The 17,464-nt window shown below is 66.3% G+C and carries 14 protein-coding genes; 11 read left to right on the forward strand and 3 right to left on the reverse strand.

The window, feature by feature from the left end; translation table 11 throughout:
• Positions 1-93: 93 nt before the first annotated feature.
• From EGM71_RS08840 to EGM71_RS08880, 9 genes are all read left to right on the forward strand, one after another.
• On the forward strand, positions 94-2,670 hold the full coding sequence (locus EGM71_RS08840) for a TonB-dependent receptor plug domain-containing protein (RefSeq protein WP_188489225.1): 2,577 nt from the start codon (positions 94-96) through the stop codon (positions 2,668-2,670).
• 52 nt (positions 2,671-2,722) lie between these two features.
• Positions 2,723-3,304 carry an FMN reductase gene (gene msuE, locus EGM71_RS08845; protein ID WP_188489227.1) on the forward strand — a complete coding sequence of 194 codons (582 nt, stop codon included), beginning with the start codon at positions 2,723-2,725 and terminating at the stop codon, positions 3,302-3,304.
• 156 nt (positions 3,305-3,460) lie between these two features.
• Positions 3,461-3,823 carry a DUF3088 family protein gene (locus EGM71_RS08850; RefSeq protein WP_188489229.1) on the forward strand — a complete coding sequence of 121 codons (363 nt, stop codon included), beginning with the start codon at positions 3,461-3,463 and terminating at the stop codon, positions 3,821-3,823.
• Positions 3,824-3,837: 14 nt separating this feature from the next.
• The gene (locus EGM71_RS08855) at positions 3,838-4,815 is read left to right on the forward strand and encodes an MsnO8 family LLM class oxidoreductase (protein WP_188489230.1); all 978 of its coding nucleotides are present in this window, start codon (positions 3,838-3,840) and stop codon (positions 4,813-4,815) included.
• Positions 4,816-4,833: 18 nt separating this feature from the next.
• On the forward strand, positions 4,834-6,177 hold the full coding sequence (locus EGM71_RS08860) for an LLM class flavin-dependent oxidoreductase (RefSeq protein WP_188489232.1): 1,344 nt from the start codon (positions 4,834-4,836) through the stop codon (positions 6,175-6,177).
• Between the two features lie 4 nt (positions 6,178-6,181).
• Positions 6,182-7,402, forward strand: a complete 1,221-nt coding sequence (locus tag EGM71_RS08865; protein WP_188489234.1) for a M20 aminoacylase family protein — start codon at positions 6,182-6,184, stop codon at positions 7,400-7,402.
• The gene (locus tag EGM71_RS08870; RefSeq protein WP_188489236.1) at positions 7,399-7,950 is read left to right on the forward strand and encodes a GNAT family N-acetyltransferase; all 552 of its coding nucleotides are present in this window, start codon (positions 7,399-7,401) and stop codon (positions 7,948-7,950) included. The genes EGM71_RS08865 and EGM71_RS08870 overlap by 4 nt, the downstream gene beginning before the upstream one ends.
• Complete coding sequence (locus EGM71_RS20950; protein ID WP_188489238.1) at positions 7,947-9,692, forward strand: amino acid ABC transporter permease/ATP-binding protein; 1,746 nt, start codon at positions 7,947-7,949, stop codon at positions 9,690-9,692. Before EGM71_RS08870 ends, EGM71_RS20950 begins: the two co-directional genes overlap by 4 nt.
• A gap of 16 nt (positions 9,693-9,708) precedes the next feature.
• Complete coding sequence (locus tag EGM71_RS08880; RefSeq protein ID WP_188489240.1) at positions 9,709-10,683, forward strand: ABC transporter substrate-binding protein; 975 nt, start codon at positions 9,709-9,711, stop codon at positions 10,681-10,683.
• Between the two features lie 79 nt (positions 10,684-10,762).
• Here EGM71_RS08880 and EGM71_RS08885 read toward each other — a convergent pair whose 3' ends face one another.
• Positions 10,763-13,882 carry a discoidin domain-containing protein gene (locus EGM71_RS08885; RefSeq protein ID WP_188489242.1) on the reverse strand — a complete coding sequence of 1,040 codons (3,120 nt, stop codon included), beginning with the start codon at positions 13,880-13,882 and terminating at the stop codon, positions 10,763-10,765.
• 516 nt (positions 13,883-14,398) lie between these two features.
• On the opposite strand from EGM71_RS08885, the gene EGM71_RS08890 reads away from it, so the two are divergent.
• A complete protein-coding gene (locus EGM71_RS08890; RefSeq protein WP_188489244.1) occupies positions 14,399-14,896 on the forward strand; it encodes a helix-turn-helix transcriptional regulator in 498 nt (165 codons plus the stop codon).
• A gap of 27 nt (positions 14,897-14,923) precedes the next feature.
• On the opposite strand, the gene EGM71_RS08895 is transcribed toward EGM71_RS08890, so the two are convergent.
• The gene (locus tag EGM71_RS08895; RefSeq protein ID WP_188489246.1) at positions 14,924-16,000 is read right to left on the reverse strand and encodes an MBL fold metallo-hydrolase; all 1,077 of its coding nucleotides are present in this window, start codon (positions 15,998-16,000) and stop codon (positions 14,924-14,926) included.
• Positions 16,001-16,104: 104 nt separating this feature from the next.
• On the opposite strand from EGM71_RS08895, the gene EGM71_RS08900 reads away from it, so the two are divergent.
• Positions 16,105-16,716: a TetR/AcrR family transcriptional regulator gene (locus EGM71_RS08900; RefSeq protein ID WP_188489248.1), complete on the forward strand. Its 612-nt coding sequence runs from the start codon at positions 16,105-16,107 to the stop codon at positions 16,714-16,716.
• Here the strand turns inward: EGM71_RS08900 and EGM71_RS08905 are convergent.
• Positions 16,704-17,378, reverse strand: a complete 675-nt coding sequence (locus EGM71_RS08905) for a TetR family transcriptional regulator (RefSeq protein WP_188489250.1) — start codon at positions 17,376-17,378, stop codon at positions 16,704-16,706. The two genes, EGM71_RS08900 and EGM71_RS08905, sit on opposite strands and share 13 nt — an antisense overlap.
• Positions 17,379-17,464 lie beyond the last annotated feature (86 nt).

A 17,464-nucleotide genomic window follows, 5' to 3' on the forward strand; every position in this document is an offset into this window, starting at 1 on the left:
ATATGACGGTTGGGTGACGTGATCCCGCCTGTCGCGGCAGGTGAACAGGCCCTTGAATGGAAGCGTGTTTCCGGCCCACCCCCACGAGCCCCCATGCCTGCCGCCCACGCCCCTGTCCTGAGCACTCTCGCTGTTCTGATCACCGCCATCCTCGCCGCCACACCGAGCCATGCGGCTGAAGCCGATGCAGATACTGCTGCCACCGCCGCGACGGCCAACGTGGCAGCGTCCACGCTGGATGCGGTGGTGGTCACCGGTTCGCGCACCAGCACGCGCACGGTGAAGAACAGTTCCACACCGATCGATGTGATTTCCGCAGAGGACCTTGCTGCGACCGGCCAGGGCAACCTGCTGGAAGCGCTGCAGCGCAGCCTGCCGTCGCTGAGCCAGATCGGCGGCTACCAGAGCGACCAGGAAAGCCTGATCCGCGGCTACCAGCTGCGCAACCTGTCGCCGGGCTACACGCTGGTGCTGGTGAATGGAAAGCGCCGTAATGCCAGTGCCTATGTGAGCGGGGCCAACGGTGGTGGCTTTCCCGGGCACGCCTGGGCTGACCTTGCGCTGATTCCAGTGTCGGCCATCGACCATGTGGAAGTGCTGCGCGATGGCGCTTCGGCCATCTATGGCTCGGATGCGATCACCGGCGTGGTCAACGTGATCCTGAAATCGCAGGCCCACGGTGGCGATGTGTCGGTGGAGAGCGGGCAGAGCACCGACGGCGATGGCTCGCGTACCAGTGTGCGCGCCAATGTCGGCCTGCCGTGGGGCCAGGATGGCTTCGTCAACCTGTCTGGCGAGACCACCCGCCAGCATCATGCGATCCGCACCCGCCGCTACATCGATGGCTACCTGAGTTACCCGGCGGTGGATGGCAACGGCAATCTGGTGGCGCTGCGGCCGAACAATCGATTGACAGCAGGTGCTGCGCCGAACCCGGCCGAGGCCAACCGCGATGCCGAGGCCAACACCATCCTCAGCTCGCCGTCCTATGCGTTGAAGGCCTTCGCAGTGAATGTGGGCCATGGCCTGGGCGAGAGTGCGCAGTTCTACGCCAATGCGACCGCCAGTGACCGCACCGCGCAGGCGATCCAGAACTTCCGCCTGCCGGCGACCATCTTCACCACCTACAAGGCGCCTGGCGTGCTGAGCGTGTTTCCCGATGGCTTCCTGCCGGTGCTGGAAACCAAGGAGAAGCAGTACACCGGTACCGCAGGTGTAAAAGGCCAGCTTGCAGGCTGGGACTACGACGCCAGCCTGACCGGTAACCGCAGCACGGTGCGCACCTACACGCGCAACTCGGTGAACTACTCGTTGCCGTATCCCGGTTCGCCCACCGACTTCTATGACGGCAAGCTGGACTACCAGCAGGGCATCGCCAACCTTGACCTGCGCCGTGGCTTCGAGGTGGCGGCATTCGCTTCGCCGCTGGAAGTGAGCGCAGGCGCCGAATACCAGCATGAACAGTATGAGCGCGGGGCCGGGCAGTGGGAGTCGTACACCGGCTTCGGTGCCGCGGCCTTCGTCGGCTATTCGACTGCCGATGCGGTGAAGGCTACCCGCAACAGCAAGGCGGTGTACGTGGGTGCGGCCACCAACATCACCTCGCGCTGGTATCTGGATGCAGCCGCGCGCTGGGAAGATCACTCCGACTTCGGCAGTGTCTCCACCGGCCGCCTGACCACGCGCTTCGACTTCACCGACGCGCTGGGCCTACGTGCCACGGTCAGCAACGGCTTCCATGCCCCCAGCCTGGGCGCGCAGTTCTACCAGGCTACCGGCAGCTGCCCGTGCGGCACCACGCTGGTGGCGCAGGTGTCTTCGCCGGCGGCGATTGCGTTGGGTGCCACACCGCTGAAGCCGGAAAAGGCCACCAACTACAGCCTGGGCGTGACCTGGGACCCGAGCCCGGCGTTCCATCTGGCGGTGGATGCCTATCAGATCGACATCCGCGGCCAGCTCGGCCAGTCCAGCCAGATCGGCTACAACGCGCAGGATCCGGCGCGCGTCACCGACAACAGCGGCACGGTGCTGAGTGCGGCGCAGAAGAACACCATCGATGCACTGCTGGGTTCGGCCGGCATCAGCATCCTGCCGGGTGATGCGTTCTACGCCAGCTACTTCACCAACGTGGGTAATACCCGTACACGCGGTGTGGAGCTGACCCTGGAGGCGAACCAGGAAACCGCGTGGGGCAAGCTGCGCTGGAGCTACGCGGCCAACGTCGGCCGCACCACCATCCAGAAAGTGAGCGACATTCCGGCGGCGCTGCAGGGGTTGCCGAACATCAACCTGTTGACCAAATCCAGCGAGTACGCGCTGCGCTTCCGCACGCCCAGCTACACGCAGGTGGCTGGGCTGGGCTGGCAGAACGGGCGCTGGCGCTCGAACCTGGATTTCACCTACTACGGCCCGATCAAGCGCCTCAACAACGGCGTGGAGTACAAGCAGCCGCCGGTGCTGGTGACCAACTTGTCCGGTGGCGTGGAACTGGGTGCGGGCTGGAGTGCGGCGTTGGGCATCAACAACGTGTTCGACAAGCGCACCCGCAAGGTGCCCGAATACGCGCGCAGTGCCACCGATGTGGCCAGCATCGAGACCACCTGGGATAGCGGTGATGTGCTGGGCAATGTGGGTGCGTACTGGTACGGGCGGATCAACTACCGGTTCTGAGGTTCACGCCAAGGGCAGCCGAGCGCGGCTCGGCACTACATGGGAGCAGTTCATGTCTTCTGCATTGAAGGTGGTTGCAGTGGTGGGGTCGCCGACCAGTTCGGCGACGTCGCGTACGTTGCTGCTGGTGCGGCATCTGCTGGCGTCGCTGCAGCAACGCGTGCATGCCAGCGTGGAGCTGGTGGAACTGGCACCGATCGCGCGTTCGCTGGGCCAGTCGTTGTCGCGCGGTGAAGTGGAGCCGGCAGTGGAACAGGCGCTGCGGACCATCGAGACCGCCGAACTGCTGGTGGTGGCCGCGCCGGTGCATCGCGGTTCGTATCCGGGGCTGTTCAAGCACCTGGTCGACTTCATCGAGCTGGAGGCGCTGGTGGATACGCCGGTGCTCCTGGCGGCGACCGGTGGCAGTGAGCGCCATGCGCTGGTGATCGACCACCAGCTGCGACCGTTGTTCAGTTTCCTGCAGGCGCACACGCTGCCGATCGGGGTGTATGCCACGCCTGCCGACTTCGATGGTGAGCACATCAACAGTGCAGCGTTGCAGGCCCGCATCGCGCTGGCGACCGAGCGTGCGGCTGGGCATCTGGCTACGCAGGCGCTGGCGGTAGCGGCGCCACTGCGACGCATCGCCTGAGGCCATAACCGGCAGCGCTTTGCATATGGCCAAGGCGCATCTGCGTGGCCGGATCTGACCGCCGATTGTCGCCTGGCAGCGCTATGGCAGCCGCTGGCATCTCTAGCATCGATATCGAAGCGGCATCGCATTGCCGGCACAGATGAGGACCCCCCAGTGACGCTCGACGCAGCAAGCAAACCCATCCTGTTCCTGCTCGACCGCGAGTTCGAGGACGGCCAGATTCCCGGCCAGCGCTTCTTCTGCCGGCACAGCCTGTTGCTGGAAGGTGCCCTGTCGAGCATCGACGGCCTCGACGCGCAGCTGGACGTACGTCGCATCGGTTTCGCGCGGCCGCGCCGCGAGGTGATCGCCGAGATCGGCGAGCAGGACCAGTCGCTGCCGAAGCTGGTGCTGCCACAGGGCGTGCGCAGTGACCTGGCCAGCGGCGCGCACCAGGACCGCCAGTACGTCTCCGGTGCCGAGCCGATCCTGGCCGCGCTGAACGGATTGCTCGGCATTCCCGTGGCCCACCCCTGAGCGAGGACGCGACCATGAGCTATCAGATCAGCGTGCTGGACAAGAGCCCGGTGGCCGAAGGTGCCTCGCCAGAGCAGGCGCTGCGCAACAGCCTGCAGTTGGCCCAGCGCGCCGAACAACTGGGTTATCACCGTTACTGGTTTGCCGAGCACCATGCCGCACCGACGTTGGCGAGCCCCGCACCGGAGGTGCTTGCGGCGTGGGTGCTGGCGCAGACCCGGCGCATCCGCATCGGCAGCGGCGGGGTGATGCTGCGCCACTACGCGCCGTACAAGGTCGCGGAGAACTTCAACCTGCTGGCGGCGTTGGCGCCAGGGCGCGTGGATCTGGGCGTGGGCAAGGCACCCGGCGGCCTGCCGGCATCGACCGCGGCGCTGGCGGCTGGGCGCCCGGCGTTCGCCGACTTCGACCAGCAACTGCGCGACCTGGAGGGCTATCTGTCCGGTGCCGAAGCCGAGGCATTGGCGCGGCCGGTTCCGCAGCAGGCCCCGGAGCGCTTCCTGCTCGGTGCCAGCCCGCAGAGTGCGCAGCAGGCGGCCGAGCTTGGTTGGCGCTTCGTCTACGCCGCGCACTTCGATGGCGACCCGAAGCACATCGAGGCCGCGTTCGATGCCTACCGCACCGTTTCTACGCAGCCGCCACTGCTGGCCACGGTGGCGTTCGCCGCACCAACTGCCGAAGCCGCAGCACGTCATATCGGTGCGCTGCGCGTCTACAAGCTGCACCTCGGCCCCGGCCAGACGGTGAATCTGCCCAGTCCCGAGGCGGCTGCCGAGTACGCACGCCAGGTGGGCGTGGCCGACTTCCGCATCGAGGAAACGCGCCCGAGCGTGTTGTCCGGTGATGCGCAGCACGTGCGTGACGAACTGGACGCGCTGCATCGGCGCTTCGGCGTGGGCGAGTTCATTCTCGATGCGCCGGTGGCCGACCTCGATGCGCGCCTGACATCCCTTGAACTGCTGTCGCCCGCGCCGCGCGCGGCGGTGGCCTGACCTGCAGGAGCGATTCCCATGAGCACGACCCCGCGCCACATTCCGTTCGGCATCATGCTGCAGGGCCCCGGCAGCCACATGCATGCCTGGAAGCACCCGTCCAATCCGCCCGATGCCAGCGTCAACCTGCAGTTCTACATCGACATTGCGCGCACCGCCGAGGACAACGGCATCGCCTTCGGCTTCGTGGCCGACGGCCTGTACATCAACGAGAAGTCGATCCCGCACTTCCTCAACCGCTTCGAGCCGATCTCGCTGCTGTCGGCGCTGGCCACGGCAACGAAGAAGATCGGCCTGGCCGGCACGCTGTCGACCTCCTACAGCGACCCGTTCACCGTTGCCCGCCAGTTCGCCTCGCTGGATCTGCTCAGCGGCGGCCGTGCCGGCTGGAACGTGGTGACCTCGCCGTTGGAGGGTTCAGGCCGCAACTATGGCCGGCCGCACCCGGAGCATGCGCTGCGCTACCAGATCGCCGACGAGTATCTGGACGTGGTGCAGGGGCTGTGGGATTCCTGGGACGACGACGCCTTCCTGCGTGAGCGCGACAGCGGCACGTTCTTCGCGCCGGAGAAGTTCCGTCGACTCGACCACAAGGGCCGCTTCTTCCAGGTGGAAGGCCCGCTCAACATCCAGCGTTCGCCGCAGGGCCAGCCGGTGATCTTCCAGGCGGGTTCATCCGATGATGGCATTGCGTTGGCCGGCAAGTACGCCGATGCGGTGTTCACCCATTCGCCATCGCTGGAGGAGACTCGCGCGTTCACCCAGAAGGTGAAGAACTCGGCGATTGCGCACGGCCGCAGTGGCAATGACGTGAAGATCTTCCCGGGTATCGGCCCCATCGTCGGCCGCACTGCCGAGGAGGCCGAAGCCAAGTACCAGGCGATCGCTGGACTGGCCACGCTGGAGGATGCGCTGGCCTATCTCGGCCGCTTCTTCGATCACCATGATTTCAGCCAGTACGACCCGGACGCACCCTTCCCGGAGCTGGGTGAAATCGGCAGCAACTCGTTCCGTTCCACCACCGACCGCATCAAGCAGGATGCGCGTGAGAAGGGCCTGAGCCTGCGCCAGGTGGCATTGGAAGCTGTGAGCCCACGACCGAACTTCATCGGTACGCCGGGGCATGTGGCCGATGAGCTGATCCGCTGGTTCGATGCCGGTGCCAGCGACGGTTTCATCCTTGGATTCGCCGCACAGCGCGAAGGCCTGGACGATTTTGTGACCCAGGTGCTGCCAATCCTGCAGGCGCGCGGCTACCACCAGCGCGAGCTGGAAGGACAGACCCTGCGCGAGCATCTGGGCCTGCCGTACAAGGCCAGCCGCCATGCGACCGATGCCGAACCGGCGCGGAAGGTGGGGTAGGGCGATGAGCGGAGAATCGGCAGCAGCGCCGGGCCATGCCCGGCGGAATTCCCAAACGACGGGCGTATTGCCGGAGATCGCGGCGCGCGCCGAGGCCACCATCGCGATCCGCCATGACCTGCACCAGCACCCGGAGCTGGCCTTCGAGGAGCACCGCACCAGCGCCCGAGTGGCCGAACTGCTGCAGCAGTGGGGCTATGAGGTGACCACCGGGCTCGGTGGCACCGGCGTGGTCGGTACGCTGCAGCGCGGGCAGGGCAGTCGTCGACTCGGCCTGCGCGCCGACATTGATGCATTGCCGATCCACGAGGCGTCCGGGCTGGCCTATGCCAGCCAGACCGAGGGCCTGATGCATGCCTGCGGCCACGATGGGCATACCGCCATCCTGCTGTCCGCCGCGCACTACCTGGCCCATCACGGTGATATCGACGGTACCCTGCAGCTGGTGTTCCAGCCTGCAGAGGAGACGGGTTCGGGGGCGTCGAAGATGATTGCCGATGGCCTGTTCGAGCGTTTCCCGGTGGATGCGATCTATGGCTTGCATAACTGGCCGGGCGTGCCGGTGGGGCACTTCGGCTTTGTCGATGGCCCGGCAATGGCGTCGGTGGACTGGGCGCGGCTGAAGGTGATCGGCAAGGGCGGACATGGTGCCGAGCCACAAGGGAGTGTTGACCCGATCCTGGCGGCGGCGCACATCGTCACCGCGCTGCAGAGCGTGGTGTCGCGCAATGTCGATCCGCGGCAGATGGGTGTGGTCACCGTCGGTTCGATCCACGGCGGCCAGGCCGCCAATGTGATTCCGGACGTGGTCGAGCTGAAGCTGACCGTGCGCGCCTACCTGCCCGAGGTACGTGACACCCTTCGGCGCCGTGTTACCGAGGTCGCCGAGCAGACCGCTGCCGCATTCGGTGCGCGCGCCGAGATCGAGTTTCCGCGTGGCTTCCCCAGCGTCATCAACCATCCGCAGCAGACCGCCTACATCCGTGAGGTCGCCGTGCACGGCTTCGGTGCCGAACAGGTGGTTGCCGAATTCGCGCCACGCACCGCCAGCGAAGACTTCGCCTTCCTGCTGCAGGCGCGGCCGGGCAGCTTCGTGTTCGTCGGCAACGGCGACAGCGCACCGCTGCACAGCCCGCGCTACGTGTTCAACGATGCCGCCATTGCACCCGCCGCCAGCCTGTGGGCGCGACTGGCCGAAGACTATCTGGTGAGGGATGCGACATGAGCAGCGACGAACGCTTCCTCTATACCTCGGTGGATGATCCGCTGGCACGGCCCCTGTTCGATGGCCTGGAACAGGAGTACGACAGCCGCTACGCCGACGTGCGCCGACGCATCGGTGGCAGCGCCCGCGAGGAGCTGCAGCGCTACCCGGCGCAGGCCTTTGCTGCCCCGGTGGGTGCCTTCGTGTTGCTGCTGCGCGACGGCGTGGCGATTTCCGGTGGTGCGTTCATGCCGCACCGCGATCCGGATACCGCTGAGTTCAAGCGCATCTGGACGCTGCCGGGGCTGCGCCGGCAGGGCATCGCGCGGCGCGTGCTGCAGGAGCTGGAAGATCAAGCGGCGCGCCAGGGCTACCGACGCGTGTTCCTGACGACGGGTTTCCGCCAGCCCGAGGCGGTTGGCCTGTACCTCAGCCACGGCTACACCGCGCTGTTCGATCTGGAGGCCGACCCGGAAACCGTTGCGCATCTGCCGTTCGAGAAGCAACTGCGGGCGACGACGCCTGTCGTTGCGCCTGCGCATGCCGCGCTGTACGGAGCCCACGCATGAGCACGCCCTCGACCGCGCTGGAGGGCATCGCCGCTCGTCCGGCGCCAGCGCCGGCGTTGAAAATCGTGCCGGCGCGGCACCCGCTGCAGGTGTTCGGCACGGTGCTGGCGCTGGCGCTGATCCTGATCGGGCTGCAGTCCGTGCTGGGCAACCCGCGCTGGGGGTGGGGCACCTTTGCCGAGTGGTTCTTCGCACGCCCGGTGCTGGAAGGCCTGGGTCGCACGTTGCTGCTGACCGCACTCGGCACTGGCCTTGGCTTCGCGCTGGGCACCTTGCTGGCGTTGGCCCGCGTGTCCAGCTCACCACTGCTGTCGGCGGTGTCGTGGGGCTATGTGTGGCTGTTCCGCTCGATCCCGCTGCTGGTGCTGTTGCTGCTGTTGAACAACCTAGGCTATCTGTACAGCACCATCGAGCTGGGCGTGCCGTTCACCGGCATCAGCCTGTTCTCGTACCCGACCACGCAGCTGATCGGCGTGTTCACTGCTGCGGTGCTGGGCCTGACCCTGAACCAGGCCGCGTTCTCGGCCGAGGTGATCCGCGGCGGCATTCTGTCGGTCGACCACGGCCAGTACGAGGCCGCGGCCGCACTCGGCCTGCCGCGCGGTCGCCAGGTGCGCCGCATCATCCTGCCGCAGGCGATGCGCTCGATCCTGCCGGCGGCATTCAACGATGTGATCGGCTTGGCCAAGAGTACCTCGGTGGTCTACGTGCTGGCGCTGCCCGAGTTGTTCTACACCGTGCAGGTGATCTACCGCCGCAATCTGGAAGTGGTGCCGCTGCTGATGGTGGCCACGGTCTGGTACCTGGTGATCCTCACCGTGCTGTCGCTGCTGCAGCGGCGCGTGGAGCAGCGCTTTGCGCGCGGCCAGCTGCAGCGCGAGCGCTCGGTGTCGCGGGTATCGTCGGCGCCGCGCGCACCCGGTGACACAGCACCGCGCGTGGCCAGCCGCCCGCGCATCGCCGCGCAGGTTGAAGCGGGTGAGGGCGCTGCGGTGTCGCTGCATGGTGTGGGCAAGGTGTTCGGCGATCAGCCGGTGCTGGAAGATGTGAACCTGGATCTGCGCGCTGGCAGCGTGACCGTGCTGATCGGCCCTTCGGGCGCTGGCAAGTCCACGCTGCTGCGGCTGATCAACCACCTGGAACGTGCCGACGCTGGCTATGTGACCGTCGGCGGCCAGCTGATCGGCTACCGCCGCGATGGCGACACCCTGTTCGAACTGCCAGAACGCGAGATCCGCCGCCGTCGTTCCGAGGTCGGCATGGTGTTCCAGGGCTTCAACCTGTTCCCGCACCTGACCGCGCTGGAAAACATCATCGAGGCGCCAATCGCGGTGCGCGGCGTGCCGCGCGCGCAGGCCGAGCAGCAGGCGCGGACCTTGCTGGAGCGGGTGGGCCTGGCCGACAAGGCCGATGCGTTCCCGCGCCAGCTGTCCGGCGGCCAGCAGCAGCGCATTGCGATTGCCCGTGCGCTGGCGCTGCAACCGAAGGTGCTGCTGTTCGATGAACCCACGTCGGCGCTGGACCCGGAACTGGTGGCCGAGGTGCTGAGCGTGATCGAAGAACTGGCCCGCTCCGGCACCACGCTGGTGATCGTTACCCACGAACTGAGCTTCGCCCGCCGCGTGGCCGACCACGTGGTGATGATGGACCAGGGCCGGGTGATCGAGCAGGGCACGCCCGAGGCCCTGTTCGAGCGCCCCCGCCAGCAACGCACCGCCGATTTTCTGGCCAAGACCCTGTAACCCCGGAAGGAACACCATGAGCCCTGCAGCACCGCGTCGAATCTCACGCAGCGCCCTGTTGATCGGAGGCGTTCTGGTCATCGGTATCGCCGGCATCGTCTATTCGCGCGTGCGCCAGGCACCGGATGCCGGCGTCGTGGCCGCGACCAGCCTGGCCGGTGCGAACACGGCCGTGCTGAAGGGCACGCTCGATCCGAAGGCGCAGGCGTTGATTCCCGCCGGCTACCGCTTCGTCACGCCCGGCACGTTCACTGTGGCCACCCATCCTGGGCAGCTGCCGCTGGCCGATTATGGTGTCGACAGCAAGGACGTGGTCGGTATCGAGCCGGACATCGCACGGCTGATCGCCGATGGGCTGGGCCTGAAGCTGGTGATCGTGCCGGTGGCGTGGGCCGACTGGCCGCTGGGTCTGGAATCAGGCAAGTACGATGCGGTGCTGTCGAACGTGACGGTGACCGAAGAGCGCAAGAAGAAGTTCGACTTCTCCAGCTACCGTTACGACCTGCTGGGCATCTACACGCGCAGCGACGGGCCAATCCAGAAGATTGAAAAACCCGCCGATGTCGCAGGGCTGAAGGTGGTGGTGGGTGCCAGCACCAACCAGGACCAGATCCTGCGGCAGTGGGACCAGCAGAACATCGCCGCCGGCTTGAAGCCGGTGGAGTACCAGTACTTCGATGACGCCGTGGTCGGCCGGTTGGCGGTGATCACCGGCCGTGCCGATGTCTCGTTCGAGCCCAATGCCACCGGCGCGTACTCGGCACGCGACGGCAAGGTGCGGCGCGTGGGCCTGTTCCCTGGCGGCTGGCCGAACGCCGCGGCGATCTCGGTGACCACGCGCAAGGGCAGCGGCCTGGCCGACGCGGTGACGCAGGCATTGAACACCCAGATCGGCAGCGGCACCTACGCGCAGGCACTGAAGCGATGGAACGTGGCCGAGGAAGCGGTGCCGCAGTCGCAGACCAATCCGCCAGGGTTGCCGACGCTCTGACGCGACAAGCGCATCCACGCATGGCGTGGATCTACTGGCGGTGTCTGCCTTCTGTAGAGCCGAGCCATGCTCGGCTGCTCTACCAACGCGCCTCCAGCGTCCTGAACGGTTTCGCCAGCCGCACACCCTCGGCATCGAAGTCGGAAACGCTACGCCCATCCACACGCACCGATCTCGGCTTCGTGCGTTCCGGCCACCAGACCTTCACCGCCGTCCCGCTGCGCAGCCCATCGCCCAAGGTGACCGTCAGCGTGCCGTCGCGCTGCCGTGCCTGCATCTGCAACGTGCCATACGCTGTTGGCAGGCGTTCCACCGCCAGCCCATCGCCAGCCATCCACGACGGGGGCGTGCCCGGCAGCAGCGACAACGCATCATCGTCCTCGCGCATCAACATGCCGAACAGCGTGCGGCCGTACTCGGCGCCGATCCAGGTATGCGGCATGTCGCCCAGGTAGCGGGGGAAACGCAGGCGCGAGTGCACGACCTCGGCCAGCACCTGCCACTCAAGCGGGCGCCGGTCATGCAACAGACCCTGCAGCAGCTCATCGGCTGCCTGCGGCTGGCCCAGGTGCACATAGCTCAGCACGTTGCGGATTTCGTACGGCGTGTAGGCGTACAGCGCACCGGGCTGGCTGCGCTTGCGGACGTCCTCCAGGTAACGCGCGAAGGTGGTCTTCAACGCCTCGGCGGGCAGCACGCTCTGCGCGCCGGTCGGGTCCAGTGCGATCGATACGCCGGTCGGGTCGCCATCGCCCAGGTCGGCCGAGGACGGAATGAAGTCGATGCCTTTCCACGCCATCGTCGCCCGGATCGACGCGTGCAGCGCGTCATATAGCAGTGTGTACTGTTCCCGTGCCCACACTGCAGTCTTGTGGTCGCCCAGTGCCTCGGCCAGCCACGCGCCGTCGTGCCAACCCTTCAGGCCCCAATAGTCGTCCCAGTAGCTGTGGGTGGGAGACGGATAGCCCTCATGGCTGATCGACGGTGCAAGGATGCCCGCGAAGCGCTCCGGCGATGGCTGGTCGGCCTTGTAGCCGGGCACCAGCGTGCGTTCGCGCAGTTCCTGCAGGAAATGCAGCGCGGCCTTCACCTTGGGCAGGTAGGCACGCACCGATTCCGGTCCACCATCGAGGCGCGCGACATCGGCCACCAACGCTACGTACTGCCCTTGGCTGTCGTACTCGATGTCCGATCCAAAGCCGGTGTTGACGCTGCCATCGTCGTTGAGGATGGGCGAGACCAGGCCGTTGCCGTGCACGCCGTGTTCGCTGTACCAGGCCAGGTAGTCGCGTGCGACGCGGGCTTCACCCATGCGCAGCAGCACCGCCGAGGTGGCCATGCCGTCGCGGATGAAGGAGCGGTTGTAGTTGCGCGGACCGGGCTGCATCGCAGGGCCGGTCTGGTTGATCAGCATGTAGGCCGCCTGCGCGCGCAGCATGTCGACCAGTGAGGGATCGGGCAGGCGCAGGCCTACCTGGCCCAGGCGTGCCTGCCAGTCCGCGGAGGCCCGCGTGGCCAGTGAATCGAACGCCGCATTGGCATCGCGGGGCAGCGTGGCCAGATCCAGCGCAGGCGCTTCGGGCAGCACGCCATTGGCATCCGCAGCGGCGGTGCCCAACGGGAACGCGACCACGATGGCATCGCTGGTTCCCGGCGCCAACGCGATGCGGTAGTTCAATGCTGCAGAGGCAAGACCCTGGTCATCATGCGCCTGTTGTGCGGAAGGCAGATGGCCGGCAGCGATGTTCGCGGTGATTTCCGTTGCGCCATCCTTGCCGAACGGCGCCGCGCCGGACGCAGCCACCGGCGTGAGCGACTGCAGCAGCGTGCGGCCATTGACGCGCACGGATTGCCTATCGATGGCCACATCGCGGATCGGTGACAGCCCGCCGTTCTGCCATGGCGGGTTCATCTGCATCGGGCGCACGACCAGGCTGAGCGTGCCGTCGATGCGGGTCTTTCCGGTGTTGTGCAGGCGATGACGTAGGAAGGTCACCGGCTGGCCATCGCGCTCGATGGCGAACACTTCACTGCGCAGCTCCAGGCCAGGTTGCGGTGACCAGGTGGCGGAGGGCATCGGCTTCCAGCCGTCGCGCAATGCGTGCTGTATCGGCTGTCCTGCCGCGCCAGCGGCGCGCCCGTCAGCACTTCGCCAAATGGGCTGCACCAACGGCGCGCCCTTGAAGGCTTCCAGATTGCCGTATTCGTCGAAGATCGATTTCTGTCGTCCCGCGTGCACGCCGACGGCCGTCCAATAGGTCTGCTGCAGCTGCAGCGACGCCGGGAACATCGCGCGCTGTGCGCCGCTGGCGGTGATCTGATACTGCTTCATCGGCGTCATCACGGCTTTCGGGCCGAGCAGGCGCAGGCGAGCTATCTGCGGGGCAGCGCCGTCCACGCTCAGGCGGAATGCTCGCATGGGTTGTGCTGCAGTGGCGGCCAACCAGCTTTGCCGATGGCTGGCCGCCTGCGCATCGTGTGCGAGGTCCTGCCAACGGCCCTGCGCGTCCTGCGCCTGTAGTCGGGCGGCGCCTCGCGCACCATCGGCCCAGTCGACCACCAGGCCAGCCGTCGATTGAGCCTGCGGCAGCGTGATCGCGAGCGTATGGGATCCACCTTTCCCGGCCGGCATCGCGACGGTGCCGCCGCCTTGCCAGAGCGCCGCCGCCTGCGTTGCATTGATACCGCTGATGCGTGCGCTGAGCGTGCTGTCCAGCGGCTCCATCTCGAAGATCGACACGCCCCAATCGGAGGTGCGCTGCGGGCTGGCCAGCCGCAGGTAGCGCGCCTGCCGCGGCGCGAAGTACAGTGTTTCCACGTCGCCCAGCGAATCGGCCATCGTGTACGCGGTCTGCCACTGTGTGCCATCCAGTGAGGTCTGCAGTGAATAGCCTTCCGGGTTGGAGACATCCCAGGTGAGGCGCGCGCCGGCCAGCAGGGTGGGCGCGCCCAGGTCGATCTGGAACCAATGGCCGGGGCTGAAGGCGCCGCCGGTGACGGTCTTCGGGTCGCCGTCGATCAGGTGGCTGATCGCCATCGCCGGTACCTGCTGCGAGGAGCTGCTGGCCTGCCATTGGTTGCGCGGGGGGAGGGTCTGTGCCTGTGCGCTGGAGGCCAGGGCGGCCAACAGCAGGGCAGCGGCAGGGCGCAACGGGAAAAGGGGTGTGGAGACCTTGGAGCGTTCGGCGCGCAACGTCATTACGGACAGCCTCGCAGGTTCGACCGGAATCGGGCGAGCGCTACGCTAGCAAGGGATGTAATCGGTTACATGACGCACTGCAGCGCCGCTGGACGCTGGCGCTGCCATCGCGGAAGCGCAGACGGATGTGGCTCTGGACGTGTAACGCGGTTCGGCTAGGGTCACATCGGGGTTGGTTTTCTAGGTGGTTGTCATTTGACAACCTGCGTGTACCGTGTGCAGACTGTGGAGAACAGGGAATGTCTCGAGCGCGTCATCCAGACAAGGACATCGAAGCGGCGTTGCAGTTCGCGGAGGATCGTGGGTGGAGGCTCCGCATTGCGGGCGGCCATGCGTGGGGCCGGATGTACTGTCCTTACAACGACACCGATTGCCGATGCGGGGAATTCTGCATCGTGAGCATCTGGAGCACGCCGCGCAGTGGCAGCAATCATGCAAGGGCCTTACGGCGTGTGGTCGAGAACTGCAGTCGTGAGCAATGAGATCAGGCTTCGTCAGAAGCGAAGGGGGGCAATCATGGAATTCAACTTCACCCTGAAATACCGCCTGGCGGATACAGGTGATGAAATCGGCGTCCTCGAGCAGCGCCTGGCCGAAGGCGGCTGTGACGATGCGCTTGTGGGCCTTGGGCTACCGGGAAGGCTGGCCCTGGCTTTCTACCGCGAAGCGGAAAACGCAACGGCTGCCCTGCGTTCGGCGTTGGACGATGTGCAGCGGGCCGTGCCCGGTGCCGAGCTGGTTGAAGTGAGCCCCGATCTGGTGGGGCTCACTGACGTAGCAGACCTGGTCGGAATGTCGCGTCAGAACATGCGGAAGCTCATGCTGGCCAACCCGCAGTCGTTTCCGTCCCCAGTGCATGACGGCTCGACCTCGATCTGGCACCTCGTCGACATTCTCGGTTGGCTGCGAGCGCGTGGCAGCGACAAAGTCACGGTGGAAATGACGGAACTCGCCGCTGCCGCGTTGCAGCTCAATCTGGACCGGGAAGGGCGCAGGCTTCACTCAAAGACGTAGTGGCGGCAAGAATCGGCGACCACCCCACTAAAGCTCCACCGTCTCCCACCATCGCGTACCCGCTTGCGGTGCCTGCATGTCCAGTGCTTCGCCCATCATAGGCGTGGCCACCGGCACATTCTTTGCGGCCGCCAATGCCGTGATGCGCTCGAACGGCTGCTGCCATGCGTGCAGGGCCAGATCGAAGGTGCCGTTGTGGATTGGCAGCAGCCACTTTCCGCGCAGGTCCAGGTGCGCCTGCAGCGTCTGTTCCGGCTGCATGTGCACGAACGCCCAGCGCGGATCATAGGCGCCGGTCTCGATCATGGTCAGGTCGAACGGACCATACTTTTCGCCGATGGCCTTGAAGCCGTCGAAGTAGCCGGTATCGCCGCTGAAGAAAATGCGGAAGTCACCGTCCTGGATCACCCACGAGGCCCACAGGCTGCGGTCGCTGTCGCCCAGCCCGCGGCCGGAGAAGTGCTGGCCCGGGGTCGCGGTCAGGCGCAGGCCGTTGGCTTCGGTGGATTGCCACCAGTCCAGCTGCTCGACCTTGCGCGCATCCACCCCCCACGCGATCAGCTGGTCGCCGACGCCGAGCGGTGCAATGAAGCGCGCGGTCTTGCCGACGAGCTGCATGACCGCGGCATGGTCGAGGTGGTCATAGTGGTTGTGGGAGAGGATCACGCCTGCGATCGGCGGCAGCGCGTCGATGCTGATCGGTGGTGCATGGAAGCGTGCCGGCCCCATCCACTGCACCGGCGAGGCGCGCTCGGAGAACACCGGATCGGTCAGCCAGTACTGGCCACGCAGCTTCAGCAGGATCGTGGAGTGCCCAAGCCGGAACAGGCTGCGATCCGGTGCGGCGTCCAGCGTGGCGCGGTCCAGTGGCTGCACCGGAATCGGGTGAGCGGGCACGGTGCCCTTGGGCTTGTTGAACAGGAACGTCCACCAGATCTCCGCACCGTCGCGCAGGCCCATCGCCGGACGGGGCAGGGCATTGCGGAACTTGCCATCACGGTACTGCGGCGAATCGGGGAAGTCGGGGAGGGACCAGGACTTGCAGAAGGTGTAGGCGGTCACGGCGAGGATTCCAAGCAGGAGGACAAGGAGCAGGCGCTTCATGGGTGACGTCCGCGGGGTACACTGCACAGTGTAGTTTCGTGTTTTCCAAAAGTACACTGCTGAGTGTAAAATGGAGGCATCCGTTCAGCTATCCGGTTCCTGCCATGTCCCGTGCCCCGCAACGCCTGACTGACCGCAAACGCGAGGCCATCGTGCGTGCGGCGGTGGAGGAGTTCCGTGCATCGGGCTACGAGGCGACCAGCATGGACCGCATCGCCGAGGCGGCGGGGGTCTCCAAGCGCACCGTCTACAACCACTTCCCGAGCAAGGAAGCGCTGTTCTCGATGATCCTGGAGGAGCTGTGGGAGCGCAGCGTGGCCGGCGACACACTGCCGTACCGCGCCGACCAGCCGCTGCAGACGCAGTTGCTGCAGTTGCTGGGCCAGAAGCTGGACCTGCTCAGCGATGGCAACTTCATCGATCTGGCGCGGGTCGCGATGGCCGAGATCATCCACTCACCGGAGCGCGCGCAGGCCATCGTCTGCCGCATGGGCGAGAAGGAAAGTGGCGAGAGCGCCTGGATCCGCGCGGCAATCGCCGATGGCCGGCTGCGCGAGGTCGATCCGGAGTTCGCCGGCCACCAGCTGCATGGGCTGGTGAAGAGCTTCGCGTTCTGGCCACAGGTGACGATGGGGCAGGCACCGTTGACCGCACAGGAGCGTGCGCGCGTGGCCGAATCGGCGGTGGCGATGTTCCTGGGGTTCTACGCGGTCTGACGCCGCACGCGCCGCCCTGGCCGGCCTACGTCGGATGCGCCCAGCTGCTGCAGATACGCGCAGAACATATCGGCCACGGCATCCGACCAGGCATGGATCTCGTCGTTGCTGCGCGGCGTGCTTGAGAACTCGCGCCCACAGGCGCCCAGCGAGGTCTCGATCAGATCGATAGCCCGCCGGCGTGTGCTTTCCAACGCCCTGGGCAAGGCCTCGGCCATGAACGCTTCCATCGCCGTGTCGGCAACGCTTCGTGCCTGCTGCACTTCCGGCGCGTCGCGATACAGCGGTGCAGCGTCGCTCAGCGCTCCGCGTGTCTGCGCCTCATCACACTCGGAGAGGATGAATGCATGGACCAGGCGGCGTAGCCGTTGCAAAGGCGGAATCGTGCCGTCCTGCAGAATGTCGCGGACCATGCCGGCGGTCTGCTGCCACTCATCCTGCTGTAACCGGAACAGGATCGCTGCTTTGTTGGGGAAGTACTGGTACAGCGAACCGATGCTGACGCCGGCGCGCTCAGCGACCCGTGCCGTGGTGAAGCGAGGCGCGCCTTCCTGCTTCAGAACCTGAGCAGCCGCTTCGAGGATGGCCGCGACGAGGTCGTTGGAGCGAACCTGGCGAGGCTGTTTTCTCGAGGAAATCTGTGGTGGACGGCGTTCGGCCATGGACGGATTCCAATGCGAATAGTCAGCGGCAGGGGGAGTTCGTACGCTTTATTGCGACGAATCCATCGCATTCTAGAGCGGGCCCG

The organism is Stenotrophomonas maltophilia, from assembly GCF_006970445.1.
GTDB lineage: Bacteria > Pseudomonadota > Gammaproteobacteria > Xanthomonadales > Xanthomonadaceae > Stenotrophomonas > Stenotrophomonas maltophilia_AU.

What these genes read in the sequence shown, in the direction of transcription:
- EGM71_RS08840 (WP_188489225.1), top strand. Translation starts at nt 94, where the DNA reads ATGCCTGCCGCCCACGCCCCTGTCCTGAGCACTCTCGCTGTTCTGATC.
- msuE (WP_188489227.1), top strand. Translation starts at nt 2,723, where the DNA reads ATGTCTTCTGCATTGAAGGTGGTTGCAGTGGTGGGGTCGCCGACCAGT.
- EGM71_RS08855 (WP_188489230.1), top strand. Translation starts at nt 3,838, where the DNA reads ATGAGCTATCAGATCAGCGTGCTGGACAAGAGCCCGGTGGCCGAAGGT.
- EGM71_RS08860 (WP_188489232.1), top strand. Translation starts at nt 4,834, where the DNA reads ATGAGCACGACCCCGCGCCACATTCCGTTCGGCATCATGCTGCAGGGC.
- EGM71_RS08865 (WP_188489234.1), top strand. Translation starts at nt 6,182, where the DNA reads ATGAGCGGAGAATCGGCAGCAGCGCCGGGCCATGCCCGGCGGAATTCC.
- EGM71_RS08870 (WP_188489236.1), top strand. Translation starts at nt 7,399, where the DNA reads ATGAGCAGCGACGAACGCTTCCTCTATACCTCGGTGGATGATCCGCTG.
- EGM71_RS20950 (WP_188489238.1), top strand. Translation starts at nt 7,947, where the DNA reads ATGAGCACGCCCTCGACCGCGCTGGAGGGCATCGCCGCTCGTCCGGCG.
- EGM71_RS08880 (WP_188489240.1), top strand. Translation starts at nt 9,709, where the DNA reads ATGAGCCCTGCAGCACCGCGTCGAATCTCACGCAGCGCCCTGTTGATC.
- EGM71_RS08885 (WP_188489242.1), bottom strand. Translation starts at nt 13,882, where the DNA reads ATGACGTTGCGCGCCGAACGCTCCAAGGTCTCCACACCCCTTTTCCCG.
- EGM71_RS08890 (WP_188489244.1), top strand. Translation starts at nt 14,399, where the DNA reads ATGGAATTCAACTTCACCCTGAAATACCGCCTGGCGGATACAGGTGAT.
- EGM71_RS08895 (WP_188489246.1), bottom strand. Translation starts at nt 16,000, where the DNA reads ATGAAGCGCCTGCTCCTTGTCCTCCTGCTTGGAATCCTCGCCGTGACC.
- EGM71_RS08900 (WP_188489248.1), top strand. Translation starts at nt 16,105, where the DNA reads ATGTCCCGTGCCCCGCAACGCCTGACTGACCGCAAACGCGAGGCCATC.
- EGM71_RS08905 (WP_188489250.1), bottom strand. Translation starts at nt 17,378, where the DNA reads ATGGCCGAACGCCGTCCACCACAGATTTCCTCGAGAAAACAGCCTCGC.